The 16,722-nt window shown below is 76.6% G+C and carries 15 protein-coding genes; 4 read left to right on the top strand and 11 right to left on the bottom strand.

Annotated features, from left to right (window positions below):
• Positions 1-91: 91 nt before the first annotated feature.
• Together ACFY0X_RS28300 and ACFY0X_RS28295 are read right to left on the bottom strand one after the other, a co-directional pair.
• The gene (locus tag ACFY0X_RS28300; RefSeq protein WP_387758709.1) at positions 92-391 is read right to left on the bottom strand and encodes a DUF6342 family protein; all 300 of its coding nucleotides are present in this window, start codon (positions 389-391) and stop codon (positions 92-94) included.
• 182 nt (positions 392-573) lie between these two features.
• Positions 574-873: a DUF6342 family protein gene (locus tag ACFY0X_RS28295; RefSeq protein ID WP_387758707.1), complete on the bottom strand. Its 300-nt coding sequence runs from the start codon at positions 871-873 to the stop codon at positions 574-576.
• 494 nt (positions 874-1,367) lie between these two features.
• Here ACFY0X_RS28295 and ACFY0X_RS28290 point away from each other — a divergent pair, with 494 nt between their 5' ends.
• Positions 1,368-2,516: a Cmx/CmrA family chloramphenicol efflux MFS transporter gene (locus ACFY0X_RS28290; RefSeq protein ID WP_387758705.1), complete on the top strand. Its 1,149-nt coding sequence runs from the start codon at positions 1,368-1,370 to the stop codon at positions 2,514-2,516.
• Between the two features lie 114 nt (positions 2,517-2,630).
• Here the strand turns inward: ACFY0X_RS28290 and ACFY0X_RS28285 are convergent, their stop codons facing one another.
• The 5 genes from ACFY0X_RS28285 to ACFY0X_RS28265 form a co-directional block, all read right to left on the bottom strand.
• Entirely contained in the window at positions 2,631-3,989 is a 1,359-nt protein-coding gene (locus tag ACFY0X_RS28285; RefSeq protein ID WP_387758703.1) for a DUF2252 domain-containing protein, read from the bottom strand.
• 226 nt (positions 3,990-4,215) lie between these two features.
• Positions 4,216-6,741 (bottom strand): ABC transporter permease, encoded by a 2,526-nt coding sequence (locus tag ACFY0X_RS28280; RefSeq protein ID WP_387758701.1) that lies wholly within the window; start codon positions 6,739-6,741, stop codon positions 4,216-4,218.
• A complete protein-coding gene (locus tag ACFY0X_RS28275; protein WP_387758699.1) occupies positions 6,738-7,628 on the bottom strand; it encodes an ABC transporter ATP-binding protein in 891 nt (296 codons plus the stop codon). The genes ACFY0X_RS28280 and ACFY0X_RS28275 overlap by 4 nt, the downstream gene beginning before the upstream one ends.
• A gap of 104 nt (positions 7,629-7,732) precedes the next feature.
• Positions 7,733-8,527 carry an aminotransferase class IV gene (locus tag ACFY0X_RS28270; RefSeq protein WP_387758697.1) on the bottom strand — a complete coding sequence of 265 codons (795 nt, stop codon included), beginning with the start codon at positions 8,525-8,527 and terminating at the stop codon, positions 7,733-7,735.
• Entirely contained in the window at positions 8,520-9,572 is a 1,053-nt protein-coding gene (locus ACFY0X_RS28265) for a GNAT family N-acetyltransferase (RefSeq protein WP_387758695.1), read from the bottom strand. The genes ACFY0X_RS28270 and ACFY0X_RS28265 overlap by 8 nt, the downstream gene beginning before the upstream one ends.
• Positions 9,573-9,779: 207 nt before the next feature.
• Here ACFY0X_RS28265 and ACFY0X_RS28260 point away from each other — a divergent pair, with 207 nt between their 5' ends.
• Both ACFY0X_RS28260 and ACFY0X_RS28255 read left to right on the top strand, forming a co-directional pair.
• Complete coding sequence (locus ACFY0X_RS28260; protein ID WP_387758693.1) at positions 9,780-11,168, top strand: glycosyltransferase 87 family protein; 1,389 nt, start codon at positions 9,780-9,782, stop codon at positions 11,166-11,168.
• Positions 11,054-12,292, top strand: coding sequence for a glycosyltransferase family 4 protein (locus tag ACFY0X_RS28255; RefSeq protein WP_387758713.1), 1,239 nt, complete (start codon positions 11,054-11,056; stop codon positions 12,290-12,292). The genes ACFY0X_RS28260 and ACFY0X_RS28255 overlap by 115 nt, the downstream gene beginning before the upstream one ends.
• On the opposite strand, the gene ACFY0X_RS28250 is transcribed toward ACFY0X_RS28255, so the two are convergent.
• The 4 genes from ACFY0X_RS28250 to ACFY0X_RS28235 all read right to left on the bottom strand — a co-directional run bounded on the left by ACFY0X_RS28250 (position 12,264) and on the right by ACFY0X_RS28235 (position 15,646).
• Positions 12,264-12,626 carry a hypothetical protein gene (locus tag ACFY0X_RS28250; protein ID WP_387758691.1) on the bottom strand — a complete coding sequence of 121 codons (363 nt, stop codon included), beginning with the start codon at positions 12,624-12,626 and terminating at the stop codon, positions 12,264-12,266. The genes ACFY0X_RS28255 and ACFY0X_RS28250 overlap by 29 nt on opposite strands.
• A 68-nt stretch (positions 12,627-12,694) precedes the next feature.
• On the bottom strand, positions 12,695-13,351 hold the full coding sequence (locus ACFY0X_RS28245) for a LuxR C-terminal-related transcriptional regulator (RefSeq protein ID WP_387758689.1): 657 nt from the start codon (positions 13,349-13,351) through the stop codon (positions 12,695-12,697).
• The gene (locus ACFY0X_RS28240) at positions 13,336-14,646 is read right to left on the bottom strand and encodes a sensor domain-containing protein (RefSeq protein ID WP_387758687.1); all 1,311 of its coding nucleotides are present in this window, start codon (positions 14,644-14,646) and stop codon (positions 13,336-13,338) included. Before ACFY0X_RS28240 ends, ACFY0X_RS28245 begins: the two co-directional genes overlap by 16 nt.
• Positions 14,647-14,656: 10 nt before the next feature.
• A complete protein-coding gene (locus ACFY0X_RS28235) occupies positions 14,657-15,646 on the bottom strand; it encodes a DMT family transporter (RefSeq protein ID WP_387758685.1) in 990 nt (329 codons plus the stop codon).
• A gap of 101 nt (positions 15,647-15,747) precedes the next feature.
• Between ACFY0X_RS28235 and ACFY0X_RS28230 the strand changes: the two genes are divergently transcribed.
• Positions 15,748-16,650, top strand: a complete 903-nt coding sequence (locus ACFY0X_RS28230; RefSeq protein WP_387758683.1) for a LysR family transcriptional regulator — start codon at positions 15,748-15,750, stop codon at positions 16,648-16,650.
• The last annotated feature ends 72 nt before the right edge of the window (positions 16,651-16,722 follow it).

Genomic DNA, 16,722 nt, shown 5'->3' with positions numbered 1-16,722 from the left:
GTCCCGCTGCGGCAACAACGGCTCTATCCGAGCCCACGCGGCATCCGTTATCTCTCCTCGACCCACCACAAGATCAATTATGAGACACGGCCTAGTAGGTCAGGTTCGTCTGACCCGTCCTCAGCCGCCCGACGAGGGTCAGGTTGCCGTCGGAGTCCAGCACCGCGAGCATCTTGTGCGTCATGCCGTGGTGGGTCGAGAAGTAGAACTTGTCCGCCTCCTGGCTGCTGCTGGTGTTCGTGTTCACCGACAGCTCGATGCTCTCCGGGCTGCTGATGAGCACGTCCTTCTCACCCGAGGCCGGGTGGACCTGGTTCTCCCGCAGCTTGATGCGGCCGTTGTAGTCGCCGTTCTTCACGTCCGACGCTACGCCGAGGTCGATGTCGGGCATGGTGGCCCTCCCCTTCGGTCCCGCGGGCCCGCTCCCGGTCCCGCCGCACGCCGTCGCGCGTGAAGCCGCCCGGGAGCGCCCGCTCTCCAGTGGAAACAACGTCACTGCCAGGTCGGGCACTCGGCCACCTGACGGAGGTCCGCACGCCCCGGTGGGCGCGTGGGCCCCGGTGTGCCGGTAGGTCAGTAGGTCAGGTTCTTCTGGTTCGTGAACACCTGGCCGGCGATGGACAGGACGCCGTCGGAGTCCAGCACGGCGATGATCTTCTTCACGCCGCCGCGGTGCGTCGTGAAGTAGATCTTGTCCGCCTCCTGGCTGGTGCTGAAGTTCGTGTTCACCGACAGTTCGATGCTCAGCGGGCCGCTGACGACCACGTCCTTCTTGGCCGCGGACTGGAGGACCGGGTTCTGACGCAGCTTGACGCGCCCGTTGAAGTCGCCGTCCTGCCAGTCCGACGCCACGCCGAGGTCGATGTCAGGCATGGAAGCCTTCCCTTCGCTTCCGCGGGGATCCACTCCGGACACCCCGCACTCCAGTGGAACAACTTCGGTGCCAGGTAGATCACTTGATCGCCCCGAACTGATCGGAAACCTACACAGCCAGGCCACGGAATCAGCTCCTCCGTTCGAAAAATTTTGATACAGGTCAAAAATGAACAAGCCCTGATCGATTTTGTCCGCACCGAGGCCGGCCATGGGCCCAAGTACCGCCCACCGCAGGCGATTCGCCGAACGGAGGCGGGCCCCGTACTCGAAAACCCGGTGCTTCGGCGCCGGACGGTCGGGTAGCCTGCGGGCATGTCGAGCCCCGAGGCATCCAGGGTGGGGGCTTTCGGTCACGCGCCGTCAGCCCCCTGAAACCCGGTAACGCCGAACCACCGAGTCCGAGCGAGCGCCACGCCTGCGCCGCCCGGGGGGCTGCGCGTGCGGTGACGAGACGTCCCTTCCTCGTTCCCACCGCCTCCCGGAGCCTCTCGATGCCCCTTCCGCTCTACCTGCTCGCCCTGGCCGTGTTCGCCATGGGCACCTCGGAGTTCATGCTCGCCGGACTGCTGCCCGGCCTCGCCGCCGACCTCGGCGTCACCGTCGGTACGGCCGGCGGGCTGACCTCGGCCTTCGCCGCCGGAATGGTGGTCGGCGCGCCGCTGACGGCCGCCCTCGCCCGCCGCCTGCCGGAGCGCGGCAGCCTGCTCGGGTTCGTCCTGGTCTTCGCGGCGGCGCACGCCGTCGGGGCCATCACCGGGAGCTTCCCGGTGCTGCTCGCGACCCGGGTGGTGGCCGCGCTCGCCGACGCCGGGTTCCTGGCGGTGGCCCTGACCACCGCCGCCGCCCTCGTCCCGGCGGACCGGAAGGGACGGGCGCTCGCGGTCCTGCTGGCGGGGACGACGGTGGCCACCGTGGCCGGCGTCCCGGGCGGGGCGGTGCTGGGCGCGCTGTTCGGGTGGCGCGCCGCGTTCTGGGCCGTCGCGCTGCTCTGCCTGCCGGCCGCCGTCGGGATCGCCAAGGGCCTGCCGGCCGTCGCCGCTCCGGCCGACCGGCACTGCGCTCCGGCGCTGCGGACGGAGGTCGCGGAGCTGCGCCGCCCCCGGCTGCTCCGCGCGATGCTGCTCGCCGCGCTGGTGAACGCGGCGACCTTCGGCGGCTTCACCTTCCTCGCCCCCGTGGTGACCGGCCCCGCCGGGCTGGGCGAGCCGTGGGTGCCGGTCGCGCTGGTGCTGTTCGGCGCCGGGTCGTTCGCCGGGGTCACCGCCGCCGGACGGCTCGCGGACCGGCACCCGGGCCGGGTGCTCGCCGTCGGCGGCCCGCTGCTGCTGGCGGGCTGGCCCGCGCTGGCCGTCCTGGCGGACGCGCCGGGCGCCCTGCTGCCGCTGGTGTTCCTGCTGGGCGCGCTGTCCTTCGCCGTCGGCGGCACGCTGATCACCCGGGTGCTGTACGAGGCGGCGGGCGCCCCCACCCTGGCGGGCGCCTACGCCACCGCCGCGCTCAACCTCGGTGCCACCGCGGGACCGCTGCTCGCCGCCGCCGCCCTCGGCACGGCGGCCGGCGGCCTCGGGCCGTTCTACGCCGGCGGCCTGCTGGTCGCGGCGGCGCTGCTGGTGGCGACGGTCCGGCCGCGGTTCGCCTGAACCACCCGCGTCGGACCACGGACGTCTGATCGCGGACGCCAGGGCGCGGGCTCAGAGCACGGACGCCAGGGCGCGAGCGTCGGGCCACGGGCGTCGGCCCCCGGCGGCCCCGGTTCACAGCCCCGGGGTCGCCGTCACCCGCCCGTCCGCGATCGCCGCCACCAGTTCGCCGTGGTCGGCCTCCGTCCGGTCCGCGTAGCGCACGGCGAAGTCGGCGACCGCCTCGGCGAAGGTGTCCGCGCCGCCCAGGTAGCCGGCGATGGCGAGGCGGTCGCCGGTGCGGGCGTGGGCGCGGGCGAGGGTGCGGCCGCAGAGGTCGGCGTAGGCGCGCAGGCCGCCGGGCCGGAGGTCGGCGATGTCCGTCGAGCCCTTCATGTCGCGCAGTTGGCGCCCGTAGAAGTGGCGCCCGGCCGGGCCGGTGGTCCAGCCGAGGAAGATGTCGCTGGCGGCCTGCATCAGGCGCTGCCCGGTGACGACCCGGCGGCCGCCGTGGTGGGCGACCACCTCGGCGTCCGCCCGCAGCGCCGGCAGGTGTTCCTCCAGCACCGACCGGCCGGCCTCCTTGAGCTGGAGGAACAGCGGGTCGCGGCCGTCCCGGCCCTCCAGCAGCACGATGAAGCAGCGGGTGCCGACGCTGCCCACGCCGACCACCTTGGTGGCCGCGTCGACGAAGCGGTAGCGGTCCAGCAGCACCCGGCGCTCCTCCGCGAGGGTCGACCGGTAGTCGCTGAACACCTTGCCGAGGTCGCGCAGTTCGGTCGGTTTCAGCGGTTCGATCAGCGGCGGCTCGCTGATGATCCGGCGCCGCCCGTCCCGTTCCTCGGTGAGCTTGTCGAAGGCCTGGAGGCTGGTGCGGCGCCGGGCGTGGGCGAGGTCGGCCTCGACCCGTCCGCGCCGCTTCGGCTCGCGCAGCACGGCCGGCAGGTCGGCGGTGTCCACCCGGGCGTACCAGACGTCGAGTTCGCCCATCCCGGCCAGCCGCCGCATGGCGCCCGCGTACCCGTGGACGGCGGCGAGCGCGGCCCGCCGTACCCGCCGTTCGTCCAGGCCGTTGTCCCGGGCGGCGACGGCGACGCTGGCGGCGAGCCGCTTGACGTCCCATTCGAAGGGGCCGGGGAAGGTCTCGTCGAAGTCGTTGACGTCGAAGAGCAGTGCCCGCTCCGGCGAGGCGTACACGCCGAAGTTCGACAGGTGGGCGTCACCGCAGAGCTGGACGGTGAGCCCGGTGTCAGGAAGGGCGCCGAGGTCGGCCGCCAGGACGGCGGCGGCGCCGCGCAGGTAGGCGAACGGGCTCTCCGCCATCCGCCCGTAGCGGATCGGCAGCAGCCGGGCGACCCGGTCCTCGCCCTGCCGCTCCAGGACGCCGAGCGGGTCGGGCCGGTCGGCGGCGGGGATCCACCGGCCGTGGGCGGAGCGGGAGACGCGCTCCCGGGCGGCCCGGCCGCGCCGGCGGCGTTCGGCGGGGGTGGTCATGCGGCAGCTCCGTCCGTCGGAGGGGTCCCCTTCCCGCGACGCTAGGACAGGAGGGCCGGAGGGCGCAGCGCGCGCCCTCCGGCCCTCAGCCGTCCGGGTGAAGCGGGCGGCCCACCGAGCGGCGGACCCCACCGTGCGGTGGGGTCCGCCGCTCGGTGGGGTCCGCCGTCAACCGCCGTCCGCCCCCTGGGCGTTCCGCAGGGCCCCGTCGTGGGCGTGCGGCCCGCTACTGGCGCGCCGCGCCCAGCACCACCGGCCGGGTCCGCAGCAGTGCCCGGACCGGCATCCCGGTCGCCGCGAGGCAGAGCAGCACGGCTCCGGCGGCCAGCGGCAGGGCGAGCATCGGCGGCACGTACGGGGCGGCGTTGGCCACGCCCCGGGCGACCGGCACCAGGGTGAGCCCGGCGATCACCGCGCCGACCGCCAGCCCGGTCGAGGCCACCAGCAGCGCCTCCCAGCGCATCATCCCGCGCACCTGGCCGCGGGTGGTGCCGGCCAGGCGCAGCAGCGCGACCTCGCGGCGCCGGTCCAGCACGGTCATCACCAGGGTGTTGGCGGCGCTGACGGCGGCGAACCCGCCGAGCACCGCGGCCATCACGGTGTTGGCCCAGCCGCTGATCTCCAGGTCCTTGTCGGACCGGGCGACGAACCCGGCCCGGTCGGTCACGGCGGCCCCGGCCTGGGCGCCGAGTGCGGCGGCCACCGCCGCGGGGTCGGCGCCCGGCGCGTCGGCGACCAGCACCTGGCTGTCGTACCCGGCGGTGACGTGCGCGGCCACCGCGGCCCGGGGCAGCAGCGCCTGTGCGACGCCCAGGCCGCGGTCGTACACCGCGACCACGGCGGGCCGCGCGGCGGTGCCGTCGCCGAGCCAGAGCGGGACCCGGTCGCCGACCCGGGCGCCGAGCGCGTCGGCCAGGGTGGTGCTCAGGGCGATGGTGTCGGGGGCGCGGCCGAGGTCGGCGAGCGCGCCGCCGCGCACGCCCAGGTCGAGCACCTTCGGCAGCCGGGCCGGGTCGCCGTCGACGCCGAGCACGGGGGCGGTACCCAGCTGGCCGGCGGTCTCGTAGACGACGCCGGTGCGCAGCACGCCCACGGCGGTGTCCACACCGGGCACCCGGGCGGCCCGTTCGGCCGTCCCGGCGGGCAGGCCGGGGCCGGTGGCGCCGATCACGTGGTCGGCGGTGACGCCGGCCCGGACGTTCTCGCCGCTGGTGTGGCGGATGGTGCTCTGGAGGACCAGCAGGGTGCCGCAGAACGCGGTGACCAGGACGATCGGGGTGATCGCGGAGGCCAGTCGGCGGGCGTTGGCGCGGGCGTTGTCGGCGGCCAGCGAGCCGGGCGCGCCGCCGGCCCGCAGCGGGACGCCGAGCACGGCGGCGGCGGCCCGGGCCAGCCAGGGGCCGAGCAGGGCGACGGCCAGCATGAAGCACATCACCACGCCCATCGCGATCTGGGCGGCCTTGGTGCCGTCCAGGGAGCTGGCGACGGCGGCGGCCGTGACGCCTCCGGCGGCGAAGACCAGCCCGAGGACGGTGCGGACCTTGCCCGGGCGGGGCGGTTCGACGGCGGCCTCGCCGAGCGCCTGGGCGGCCCGCATCCGGGACGGCCGGCGGGCGGCCAGGAAGCCGGCGGTCAGCGCGGCCAGGGTGCAGGCGAGGACGGCGGCGAGCATCGGCAGCGGGCCGACGTCCAGGCGGATGTCCGCGGGGACGGCGCCGCGCTCGACCAGCTGGCCGAACCACCAGCGGGCGAGGGCGAGTCCGGGCAGGATGCCGAGCGCCGCGGCGACCGGCGCGACCAGCATCGCCTCGGCGGCGATGGTGCGGCGGATCTGGCGCGGGGTGGCCCCGATGGCGCGCAGCAGGGCGAACTCGCGGGCGCGCTGGCCGGTGGCGAGGGCGACGGTGCTCATCACCACGAAGATCGCGGTCATGGTGGCGTAGCCGCCGAAGGTGCCGCCGAGGCCCATCAGGATGGTCCGGGCCTCGCCCAGGGCGGGGTGTTCGACGGTGGCCCGGCCGTCCCCGGTGTACGTCCTGGCGTCGTTGCCGACGGCCTGGCGAACCTGGGCGGCGAGCGCGGCGGTGCTGACGCCCTCGCGGGGCTGCACGGCGACGGCGTCGATCCGGCCGGGGTGGCCGGAGAGGCGGTCGGCGGTGGCGTCGGCGAACCAGGCGGTGGGGCCGGTCCGCTGGGCGGCGGCCAGACCGGAGATCCGGTAGTCCGCGGTGCCGCCGGGCGCGGTGAGCTTGATGCTCGCGCCGGGCGCGAGACGGGCGGCGTGCGCCGTGTCGGCGTCCAGCACCACCTCGTTCGCCCCGGGGGCGCGGCCCTCGACCAGCTTGTCGCCCGGCCCCGCGATGCCGAGCGCGGCGAAGCCCCGGCCGGTCAGGGCCGGCGCCCGGTCGCCGGCCGGCAGCGGGAAGGCGGTGTCCGGGCGGGCGGCCGCGACCCCGGGCAGCCCGGCCAGCCGGCCGACCAGCGCGGCGTCGGTCCGCGCCCGCTCCGGGGTGGCCTGCTCCTGGGTCTCGGTGTCGTCGGCGACCTTCTGCTCGATCTTCACCGCCTGCTCGGCCGCGACCACCACGGGGGCGTGGGCGTAGCGGGTGGGTTCGACGCTCGCGGTCAGGCCGGTCTGCAGCAGCACGCCGCAGGCCACCACCACGGCGGCGCCCAGCAGCAGGGCGACCAGGGTGCCCACGAAGGACGCGGGCCGAAAGCGCACCGAGGAGCGCGCGAGTCCGTTCGTCATGCCGCCACTCCCACCGGGCGGGCGGTCAGCGCGACCATCCGGTCCGCGACGGTCTGCGGGGTCGGGTGCGGCAGGTCGTCGACGATCGCGCCGCCGGCCAGGAACAGCACCCGGTCGGCGAAGGAGGCCGCCACCGGGTCGTGGGTCACCATCACCACGGTCGCGCCGAGCGAGTCCACGGCGTGGCGCAGCAGGGCCAGCACCTCGTGCGCGGTCCGGGTGTCCAGCGCGCCGGTCGGCTCGTCGGCGAACACCACGTCCGGGCGGGTGATCAGCGCGCGGGCGATCGCCACCCGCTGCTGCTGGCCGCCGGAGAGCTGGCCGGGCCGCCGCTTGGCGTGCTCGCCGAGGCCCACCCGCTCCAGCAGCTCCCGGGCCCGGGCGCGGTCCTGGCGCTCCCCGGCGAGGCGCTGCGGGAGCAGCACGTTCTGCTCGACGGTCAGCGAGGGCAGCAGGTTGAAGGACTGGAAGACGAAGCCGATCCGGCTGCGGCGCAGCTTGGTGAGCCGGTTCTCGCTCAGCTGGGTGATGTCCTCGCCGCCGAGCCGGACCTGTCCGGAGTCCGGGCGGTCCAGGCCCGCCGCGCACTGGAGGAAGGTGGACTTGCCGGAGCCCGACGGGCCCATCACCGCGGTGAAGCTGCCGTGGGCGAGCGCCAGGTCGACGCCGCGCAGCGCCTGCACCTCCGCCTCGCCGCGCCCGTAGGTGCGGCGCACTCCGCGCAGCTCGATCGCGGGGGCCGGCTGCGGGGCGGCGGCGTACGGGGCGGTGGTGTACGGCGCGGCGGCGTACCCGTCGGTGCCGGGTGCGCCGGAGCCGTACGCCTCGGGGCCGTACGCCTCGGGGCCGTACGCGTCGGTCCTGCGGCGGTCTTGGCGGCGTGCCATGGGGGGCCTTCCTTCGGTTCTGCGTCGCTCGTCGTCAACGTGTTCAAACCTAGGAAGGACGGGCTCCGCGGACCATGCAGGCCACCGGCGGACCGGGGGTGGGGTTATCCCCCCACCGCCTCGGCGGGGATCCCCCGGTAGGCGGCGCGCAGCTCGCCGAGCACCGGGTGCGCGGGGTCGAAGGCGGTGCCGTCCACGGCCGCCAGCGGACGCACCCCGACGCCCGCGTTCACCGCGAAGGCGGCGGTGAAGCGGTCCAGGCCGTCGACGGGCAGCCGCTCGCGGGACTGCGGGCCCCGGTAGGCGCCGGACAGCAGCGCCTCGGTGACGCCGGGCAGGCTGGGGCCCTGCGGCCAGACCAGCGCGTCCCCGGCCAGGAAGCCGACGTTCCAGGTCGCGCCCTCGACCACCATACCGTCCTCGTCGACCAGCAACACGTCGTCGTAGCCCACCAGTTGGGCCTGCCGACGGTGGTGCACCAGGCCGAACAGGCCGACGTGCTTCACCTCCGGCAGCTCCCGCCGGTACGCCGTGCTACGGACCCGCAGCGGGGCGGGCGCGGCCGCCACGGCCGGACGGGTGGTCACCAGCAGGGCGGGTGCGGCCGGGGCCGAGGGGCGTTCCAGGCCGAGCGCCGGGTCGTACACGGTGACCCGGACGGTCACCGGCGCGCCGTTGGCGGGCAGCACCGCGCCGATCCGCTCCCGCACCGCCGCCCGGTCCAGCTCGGCGCCGAACAGCGCCCGGCAGTCCCGGACCAGCCGGTCCAGGTGCAGCGACAGGCCCCGCACCCGGCCCGCCTCGGCGCGCAGGGTGGTGAAGTGCCCGTAGTTGAGCAGCCCCAGCGCGGCCAGCCGCGCCGGGTCGGCCGGGGCGCCGTCGATCTCGATCTCAGCCATCCCCCGAGTCTGCCAGCTGCGGGGAGGCCGGCGGCGCGGGCTCCGGCCGGGCGGGCTCCGGCAGCGCGGAAGACGGCGCGGACGACGGCGGTGCGGGTAGCGGGAACGACGACGGCGCGGGCTCGGGCAGCGCGGGCTCGGGCAGCGGCACCGGCCGGTAGGGGCTGGCCATCCGACGGCCCGCCGCCCGGGCCGCCCGCTCGAACTCCTCGATCCGGTACGCCAGGCCCTCCGGCTCCCCGGCCTCCGACCAGCGCCACGCCTCCGCCCACCACTGCGGCCCGCGCACCAGCGGCCGGCCGGCCAGCGCCAGGCACAGCGCCAGGGTGGAACGGCCGTACGCGTGCACCCAGCCGTCGCAGCCGCGGTAGTCCGCCGTCTCGTCCAGCCGCAGCCAGCGGCCCTCCTGCCCGGCGGCCAGTATCGGCACCCAGCCGCGCAGCCGGTCGGCGACCAGCAGGAGCAGCCGCCCGTCCTCCTCCCGCACCCGGTGCGCGGGGAGTTGGGGCATCCGGGCGAAGGACAGCGAGCGCTTCCAGCCCACCACCCACAGGCCCCGGCGCAGGTAGTAGCGGACCGCCGGCTGCCACGTCCAGTGCGCCTCCAGCCGGAAGCCCGGCAGGCCCTCGGCGGTGGCCGCCGCGTACACCGCGTCCAGCGCGGCGGCGGCCAGGCCCCGCCCGCGCGCGGCCGGGGTCACGTAGAGGGAGGAGACGGCGAGCTGGCTCGGGCCCTTGGTCCAGTTGTCCACGGCGACGGTGCCCACCACGGCGCCGGCGTCGTCCTGGATCCAGTAGCGCCGCCGGTACAGCTCCCCGCCCGGCCACTCCCGCCCGCTCTCCCCCAGCCGCTCCCGCCAGCCGCGCTCGGCGTGCGGCGCCAGCCCGTCCGGGTCCACCCGCTCGCCCAGCTCGCCCTCCACCAGGGACGCCAAGTCCCAGAGCGCGAACCGCCGTTCCTCCCCCGGCCCGGCCGCCCGCAGCCGCGGCCCCGCCGCCAGCCGGTCCTGCGCCCGCTCCACCGCCGCATCCCACGACCTCACCACACGGCGAGGATAGCGGGGAGGCCCGGACGATCAGTAATCCACCGGACACCGAACGTCAGCGCGGGCCGGCGGGCCCCGCGCCGCGGGCGGAGGCCGTCGCAGGCCGGGCGAAGGCCGTCGCGGGCCGGGCGGGGGTAGGGAAAACCCGACCACAGGACTCGACTTGACCGTGATGCCCCCGCCGGCCTGCGCCGATGCAATGAAGGGGTGACGGAACGGGCGTGGTGGTGGTGCGGCGGATGGCTGGTCGCGGCGGGGTGGGCGGGGGCGTTCCCGGTGCTGTCCGGGCTGGGGCCGCACCGGAGTTGGGGGCTCTGGGCGGCCGGCGGGTACCTGCTCGCGGCGCCGGCCGCCGTGCTGATGCGGCGGCGCGGACGTGAGCTGTCGGTGGCGGTCGCGGCCGTCGGCGCGGTGCTGGTGCCGCTGCTCCTCCTGGTGCTGGACGGGCGGGGGCAGAGCGAGGTCGGGGTGATCGAGCGCTCCGGGTCGCTGCTGCTGCACACCGGCACCCCCTACCTGGCCGACCCCCGGTCCGTCGCGGAGTACACCCCGTACCTCCCCGGCATGGCCCTGCTGGGCCTGCCCCGCGCACTGCTGGGCGGTTCGCCGCTGGGCGACGCCCGGCTCTGGTGCGCGGCGGTGTTCCTGGTCTGCGTGCTCCGGACGGTGCCCGCCGGGCGCCGGCTCGGCGCCGCCGCGCTCACCGCCTCACCGGTGGTGGCACTGCCGCTCTGCGTCAGCGGGGTCGACCTGCCGCTCACCGGACTCTGCTGGCTCGCCCTGGTCCGCGCCGCCCAACGGCGGCCGGTGGCGGCCGGGTTGGCGCTGGCCGCCGCCTGCTCGCTGAAGTGGACGGCCTGGCCGGCGCTCGCCGTGGTGACGGCCCTGCTGGCGGCGGCCGCCGGACGGCGCACGGCGCTGCGCGGGGCGGCCGTCGCGGTGGGGGCGGCGGCGGTGGCGGTGCTGCCGGTGGCGCTGCGCGCGCCGGGGCCGCTGGTGGAGCAGGTGCTCGCCTTCCCCACCGGGCGCGGCCGGCTGCCGTCCCCGGCCGCCAGCCCGCTGCCCGGGCGGCTGCTCGCCGACCTCGGCCCGCCCGGCTGGTACGCCGCCGTCGGCCTGCTGCTGCTCGCCGGGCTCGCCGTCGGGGCCTCGCTGCTCACCCGCCCGCCCCGCACCGCGGCCGCGGCGGCGCACCGGCTGGCCCTGGGGCTGGCGGCGGCCTTCCTGCTGGCGCCGGCCGGGCGGTTCGGCTACCTCGCGCTGCCGCTCGTCCTCGTCCTGCTCTCCTTCTCGTTCCCCGCGGACCCGCTCGCGGCGAACCCGCTCCCCGCGCGTCCCGCACTCCCTTCGCGTCCTGCGCGTCCTGCGCTCCCCGCGAACCCGATTCCCACGAGCCCTCTCCCCGCGGACTCCGTTCCGAAAGGCCTGCCATGGGCACCACCCTCGTCGTCACCAACGACTTCCCGCCGCGCCAGGGCGGCATCGAAACCTTCGTCAAGGCCCTGGCCGACCGAGTCCCCGGCCACGACGTCGTGGTCTACACCTCGGCCGAACCGGGCGCGGAGCGCCACGACGCCGCTCTCCCCTACCCGGTGATCCGCGACCGGGCCCGCACCCTGCTGCCGACCCCGCGGGCCACCCGCCGGGCCGCGGCGATAGCCCGGGCGCACGGCTGCGACCGGGTCTGGTTCGGCGCGGCCGCACCGCTCGCCGCGATGGCGCCCGGCCTGCGGCGGCTGGCGCCCGGCATCCGCCGCACCGTCGCCACCACGCACGGCCACGAGATCTGGTGGGCCCGTACCCCGGGCGCCCGCGCCCTGCTGCGCCGGATCGGCCGCGGCACGGACGTGGTGACCTACCTGGGCGACTACACCCGCGCCCGGATCGCCCCGGCGCTCGGGCCGGACGCCCGGTTGGCCCGGCTCGTCCCGGGGGTCGACCCGTCGGTCTTCCGGCCGGCCGGCGCCCCGGCCCGGACCGGTACGGCGATCACCGGTACGGACAGCGCCGGTACGGCGATCACCGGCACGGACAGCGCCGGTACGGAGGTGCCGTCCGCCGCCCCGGTGGTCCTCTGCGTGGCGCGGCTGGTCCCGCGCAAGGGCCAGGACGTGCTGATCCGCGCGCTGCCCGCGATCCGCCGGGCCGTGCCCGGGACCACCCTGGTGCTGGTCGGCCGGGGCCCGGACGAGGACCGGCTGCGGGGTCTCGCCCACCGGGTGACCGAGCCGGGCAGCGTGGTGTTCACCGGAGGCCTGGACCACGCCGGGACGGCCGTCCACTACGCCGGGGCGGACGTCTTCGCGATGCCGTGCCGCACCCGTCGGCTGGGGCTGGAGGCGGAGGGCCTCGGCATCGTCTTCCTGGAGGCTGCCGCGGCCGGCCTCCCGGTGGTGGCCGGCCGCTCGGGCGGCGCCCCGGACACCGTGCTCGACGGCGTCACCGGCACGGTCGTCGACGGCCGTGCCCCCGCCGAGGTGGCCGCCGCCCTGACCCGGATCCTGCTCGCCCCGCCCGCCGAGCGCGCCCGGATGGGGGCGGCCGGGCGGCGCTGGGCCGAGGAGCACTGGACCTGGGGAGCGTCGGCGCGGCGGCTCACGGAGCTCCTCGACCCCGCCGTACCCCTGCCCGGCTCCACCACGCCGGTCATGCCGAACGCCCAGGCCGCGCCGGCCGCCTCCGCCGCTCCGGTCACTCCGGCTGCCCCCGCAGGTGCCTGACCAGCCGGGCGATCGCGGGCGCTCCGCCGTTGGCGCGGACCGCCGTCACCCAGTTCCGCGCCTGGCCCGGCAGGTCGTCCCGGCCCGGGCAGGAGAAGCTGAACAGCCAGACGTGGGCGGACAGATCACGCTCCGGCAGCGCCCGCCACTCCTCGCCCCCGGCCTCGGTCAGCACGTCCAGGCAGGACGCCAACGCCCGGTCGCCGTCCCCGCCCCACTCCTGCCGCAGCCAGAGCAGGAAGTTCGCCTGGGCCGTCGTGCTGTCGTCCTTGGTGGCCTTGCCCTTGAGCAGTCGGTTGACGATTGCGCTCTGCGGTTCCCGTGTCCTCGCCATGACGCCATCGTTCCGGCACCGCAACCGCCGTGACAAGGGGGTGACTTGCGCCCCGCCCGACCGCGGAGTCACTCCCCCCGCAGGTGCGCCAGCACCGCGAGCACCCGCCGGTTGCCCTCCGTCGGGTCCAGGTCCAGCTTCATGAAGATGTTCCCGCAGTGCTTCACCACCGACGCCTCGGTGATGTTCAACCGGCCTGCCACGGCCTGGTTGTTGAGGCCCTCGGCCATCAGCGCGAGCACCTCGCGCTCACGCGGGGTGAGCCGGGCCAGCGGGCGGTCCGCGGACCGGCCGCGCAGCAGTACCCGGACCACCTCGGGGTCGATCACCGTCTCCCCGTCGGCGACCCGCCGCAGCGCGTCCAGGAAGTCCGCGACGTCGCCGACCCGGTCCTTCAACAGGTAGCCGAGACCCGCCGGTTGGGCGCCGGCGGCGGCGAGCAGCCGGGTTGCGTACGGGGTGGCCACGTACTGGGAGAGGACCAGTACGGGCAGGCCCGGGTGGCGCTCGCGCAGGGCGAGGGCCGCGCGCAGGCCCTCGTCGCTGTGGTCGGGGGGCATCCGGACGTCGGTGACCACGATGTCCGGCCGGTCGGCGTCGACGGCCGCGGCCAGCGCCCCGGCGTCGCCGACGGCGGCGGTCACCCGGTGGCCGCCGAGGGCGAGGAGTTCGACCAGGCCGGCGCGCAGCAGCACCGCGTCCTCGGCGATCACGACCCGGAGCACGGGACCTCCAGCCGCAGTGTCGTCGGGCCGCCCGTCGGGCTCGTCACCATCAGCCGTCCTCTCAGCAGTGCCACCCGGTCGGCGAGTCCGGCCAGTCCGGCCCCGGCGGCCGGGTCCGCCCCGCCACGGCCGTCGTCGGTCACCTGGACGACCAGCCGGCCGCCCGCGACCCGCCCGTGGACGGTGATCGCGGTGGCCCCGCTGTGCTTGGCGGCGTTGGTGAGCGCCTCGGTGACGGTGAAGTAGGCGGTGGTCTCCACGGGAGCGGGCAGCCGCTCCGGGAGGTCGATGTCGGTGGCCACCGGGATCGGGTGGCGCTGCGCGACCTCGTCGACGGCCGCGGCGAGCCCGTGGTCGGTGAGCACCTGGGGGTGGATGCCGCGCACCAGCCCGCGCAGCTGCTCCAGCGCCTGCCGGGCCTCACCGCGCGCCCGGGTGACGAGCTCGGCCGCCCGGCCCTCCTGGCCGCGCAGCTCGTACTCGGCGAGGCCCAGCGTCATGCTGAGCGCGACCAGCTGCTGCTGGGCGCCGTCGTGCAGGTCGCGTTCGATCCGGCGCCGCTCGGCCTCGAAGGCGTCGGCCAACCGGGCCCGGGAGCGGGTGAGTTCGAGTACCTGGTGGCCGAGGTCGTCCTCCCGGGGCCCGAGCAGGAAGCGGGCCAGCGCGACCTCGGCCGAGGCCAGCAGCGCCCCGGCGTACGCGCAGAGCAGCAGGCCGGCCAGCCCGGCGGCGGTGAACGGCAGGGCGGCGAGCGGCCCGGCGGCGGCGTGCCCGGGGATCAGCATCACGGTCTCCGGGGCGAGCGCCCAGTCCACCAGCGGGGAGAGCACGTAGAGGCCGGAGAACACCAGCAGCACGGTGAAGCCGAGCGAGGCGGCGGCCAGCACCGTCGAGGCGAGCACGGCGTGGGCGAGTTCGCGCCAGGTGGCCCGCTCGCGCAGCCGGGTGCGGACGCGGGCGCGGCGGCCCGCCCCGGGCAGGCTCCGGTGCGGGTCGGGCAGCGGGAGCGGCTCGACCAGTCGCAGCCGCCACCGGGCCACGCCGGCGGCGGGGATGCCCGCGAGCGCCAGGGCCAGCAGCACCGGCAGCCCGACCCCGACCACCGACAGGCCCGCGCCGAGCACCAGCAACACCACGAGGACCACCAGCAGCACCGGCCCGAGCAGGGCGCCGCTCAGCAGGTACGCCCAGCAGCGCGGCACCCAGCGGGTGAACGGGAAGCGCAGCGGGTCCGCCCGCAGCGCCTGGCGCACGGACGTCGGCTGCTGCTCCCGCTCGCGGCTCCCCTCGCTCATCCGGTCCACCCTAGCCGACCGGCTGACGGCCCTTCGGGGCCCCGGGCGGGGACCCGGGCGGAGTCGTGTCCGGGGCCCGGCGCGGAGTCGCGTCCGCCGCCCCGCGCGGAGTCGCGTCCGGAGCCGCGGCCCGGGACGGCCTCGTCAGGACGACGGCCGCGACCACCAGCGCGCCGCCGGCCAGCGCGTTCCAGCCCACCGGCTCGTGCAGGAAGGCCGCGCCGAGCGCCGTCGACCAGAGCGGCATCACGTACGTGACGGCGGAGGCGACCGTCGCCCCCGCGCCGCGCACCAGCCTCAGGTTGAGCAGGTACGCCAAGCCGGTGCCGACCGCGCCGAGCACCAGCAGGGCGAGCGCCGGGCCGCCCCCGGGCCAGTGCGGGGCGCCCGCGGCGAACGGCGCGACCAGCGCCAACTCGACGGCGGCGCAGGTGATCTGGAGCGCGGAGAGGGAGGCCACCGACTCCGGGCGGCCGGACAGGAAGCGGCGCAGGTAGGCGAAGCCGGCGCCGTAGCAGCAGGCGGCCGCCAGGCAGGCCAGGGCGCCGGCGGTCGCCCCGGCGCCGAGGCCGTGCCACACGCCGAGCACGGTCAGCACACCGAGGAATCCGAGCCCGAGGCCGGCCAGTCGGCGGGCGCCCGGGCGGCGCTCCTCGGGGACGGTCAGCACCGAGAACAGCAGGGTGAACAGCGGGGTGGTCGCGTTCATCACGCCGGCGAGCACCGAGCTGACCATGGTCTCGCCGAACGGGAGGAGGGTGAACGGCACGGCGTTGAGCAGCACCGCCACCACGGCCGAGTGGCCCCACAGCACCCGGTCACGCGGGGCCCGTTCGCCGCGCACCGCGAGGACCGCCCACAGCGTGGCCGCGCCCAGCAGGCAGCGCCACAGCGCCACCCAGAGCGGCGGCACCCCCGCGTCGACCGCCACCTTGATCAGGGCGAAGCTCGCGCCCCAGATCGCCGACAGGGCCACGAAGCCCGGCAGCCAGCGCCGCACTCCCACCACCTCCTCGTCCGTGCCATCCGCTGGACAGAGCGTGGCCCGGCACCGGAGCATGAGTCCAACAAGTGGCAGTGCACCCGTGATGAGGAAGTCTCATGACCTCGGACGTCAACCTGGCCCAGCTCAGGGCGCTGGTCGCGGTCGCCGACACCGGCGGCTTCGGCGCGGCCGCCGACGAACTGGGCATCAGCCAGTCCGCGGTCTCGCACGCCGTCGCCGCCCTGGAGCGCGCCCTCGGCGCGCCGGTGCTGTGGCGCGGCAGCCCGTGCCGCCCCACCCCGCTGGGCGAGCAGGTCCTGCCGCATGCCCGGACGGCCGTCGCCTCGGCCGCAGCCGTCCGCGCGATCGCCACCCGGCACTCCGGCGGCCCGAGCGGCACGGTACGGCTGGCGGCGCCGACCACCGTCTGCCAGGCGCTGCTGCCCGGGCTGCTGAAGGACTGGCGGGCGGCCTACCCGCAGGTGACCGTCCGGGTCTTCGAGGGCGAGGACGAGGAGCTGGCGACCTGGCTGGAGGCGGGCACGGTGGACGCCGCCGTCCTGGTGGACGCCGGGCCGCTGCCGCCCGGGGCGGTCCCGCTCGGCGCCGACTCGATGCACGCGCTGCTGCGCCGCGACCACCCGCTCGCCGGTCAACCGGCCGTCCACGTGGCCGAGTTGGAGGACGACGACTTCCTGCTCTCGGAGGGCGGCTGCGAACGCCACATCCGCGAGGCCTACCGGCGGGCCGGTGCCCGCTTCACGCCCCGGCACCGGATCCGCGACCTCAACACCCTGATCGGCATGGTGCACGCGGGCGTCGGGGTTTCGGTGATGCCCGCGCTGGCGCTGACCATGCTCCCTGCCGACTGCGTGCTGGTCCCGATCCGCCCCGCCGTCCACCGGACGCTGACGCTCACCGGGCCGACCGGCCGCCCGTGGTCACCGGCGGTCAGCGGCCTGCTGGCGGGAGTGGGCGCGGAGGTCCTCGGCCGGACGGCGGCCGGGTCTTCCGCCTGACCTTCGACGGGCCCTGCCGACGGCTCCTCCTCCGGTACGGGCGGGGGCGCGGGGGCGTTCGATCTCCCGGGC

Origin of the sequence: Kitasatospora sp. NPDC001547, from assembly GCF_042894165.1 — a bacterium.
In the GTDB taxonomy this organism is placed as follows: Bacteria; Actinomycetota; Actinomycetes; order Streptomycetales; family Streptomycetaceae; genus Kitasatospora.
The sequence above is the reverse complement of the archived record's forward strand: the minus strand, read 5'-3'. Positions and strand labels throughout refer to the sequence as shown.

Excerpts from the sequence above, each read along its gene's own strand:
- ACFY0X_RS28300 (WP_387758709.1), bottom strand. The coding sequence starts at position 391 with ATGCCCGACATCGACCTCGGCGTAGCGTCGGACGTGAAGAACGGCGAC.
- ACFY0X_RS28280 (WP_387758701.1), bottom strand. The coding sequence starts at position 6,741 with ATGACGAACGGACTCGCGCGCTCCTCGGTGCGCTTTCGGCCCGCGTCC.
- ACFY0X_RS28285 (WP_387758703.1), bottom strand. The coding sequence starts at position 3,989 with ATGACCACCCCCGCCGAACGCCGCCGGCGCGGCCGGGCCGCCCGGGAG.
- ACFY0X_RS28250 (WP_387758691.1), bottom strand. The coding sequence starts at position 12,626 with ATGGCGAGGACACGGGAACCGCAGAGCGCAATCGTCAACCGACTGCTC.
- ACFY0X_RS28290 (WP_387758705.1), top strand. The coding sequence starts at position 1,368 with ATGCCCCTTCCGCTCTACCTGCTCGCCCTGGCCGTGTTCGCCATGGGC.
- ACFY0X_RS28230 (WP_387758683.1), top strand. The coding sequence starts at position 15,748 with ATGACCTCGGACGTCAACCTGGCCCAGCTCAGGGCGCTGGTCGCGGTC.
- ACFY0X_RS28240 (WP_387758687.1), bottom strand. The coding sequence starts at position 14,646 with ATGAGCGAGGGGAGCCGCGAGCGGGAGCAGCAGCCGACGTCCGTGCGC.
- ACFY0X_RS28270 (WP_387758697.1), bottom strand. The coding sequence starts at position 8,527 with ATGGCTGAGATCGAGATCGACGGCGCCCCGGCCGACCCGGCGCGGCTG.
- ACFY0X_RS28275 (WP_387758699.1), bottom strand. The coding sequence starts at position 7,628 with ATGGCACGCCGCCAAGACCGCCGCAGGACCGACGCGTACGGCCCCGAG.
- ACFY0X_RS28295 (WP_387758707.1), bottom strand. The coding sequence starts at position 873 with ATGCCTGACATCGACCTCGGCGTGGCGTCGGACTGGCAGGACGGCGAC.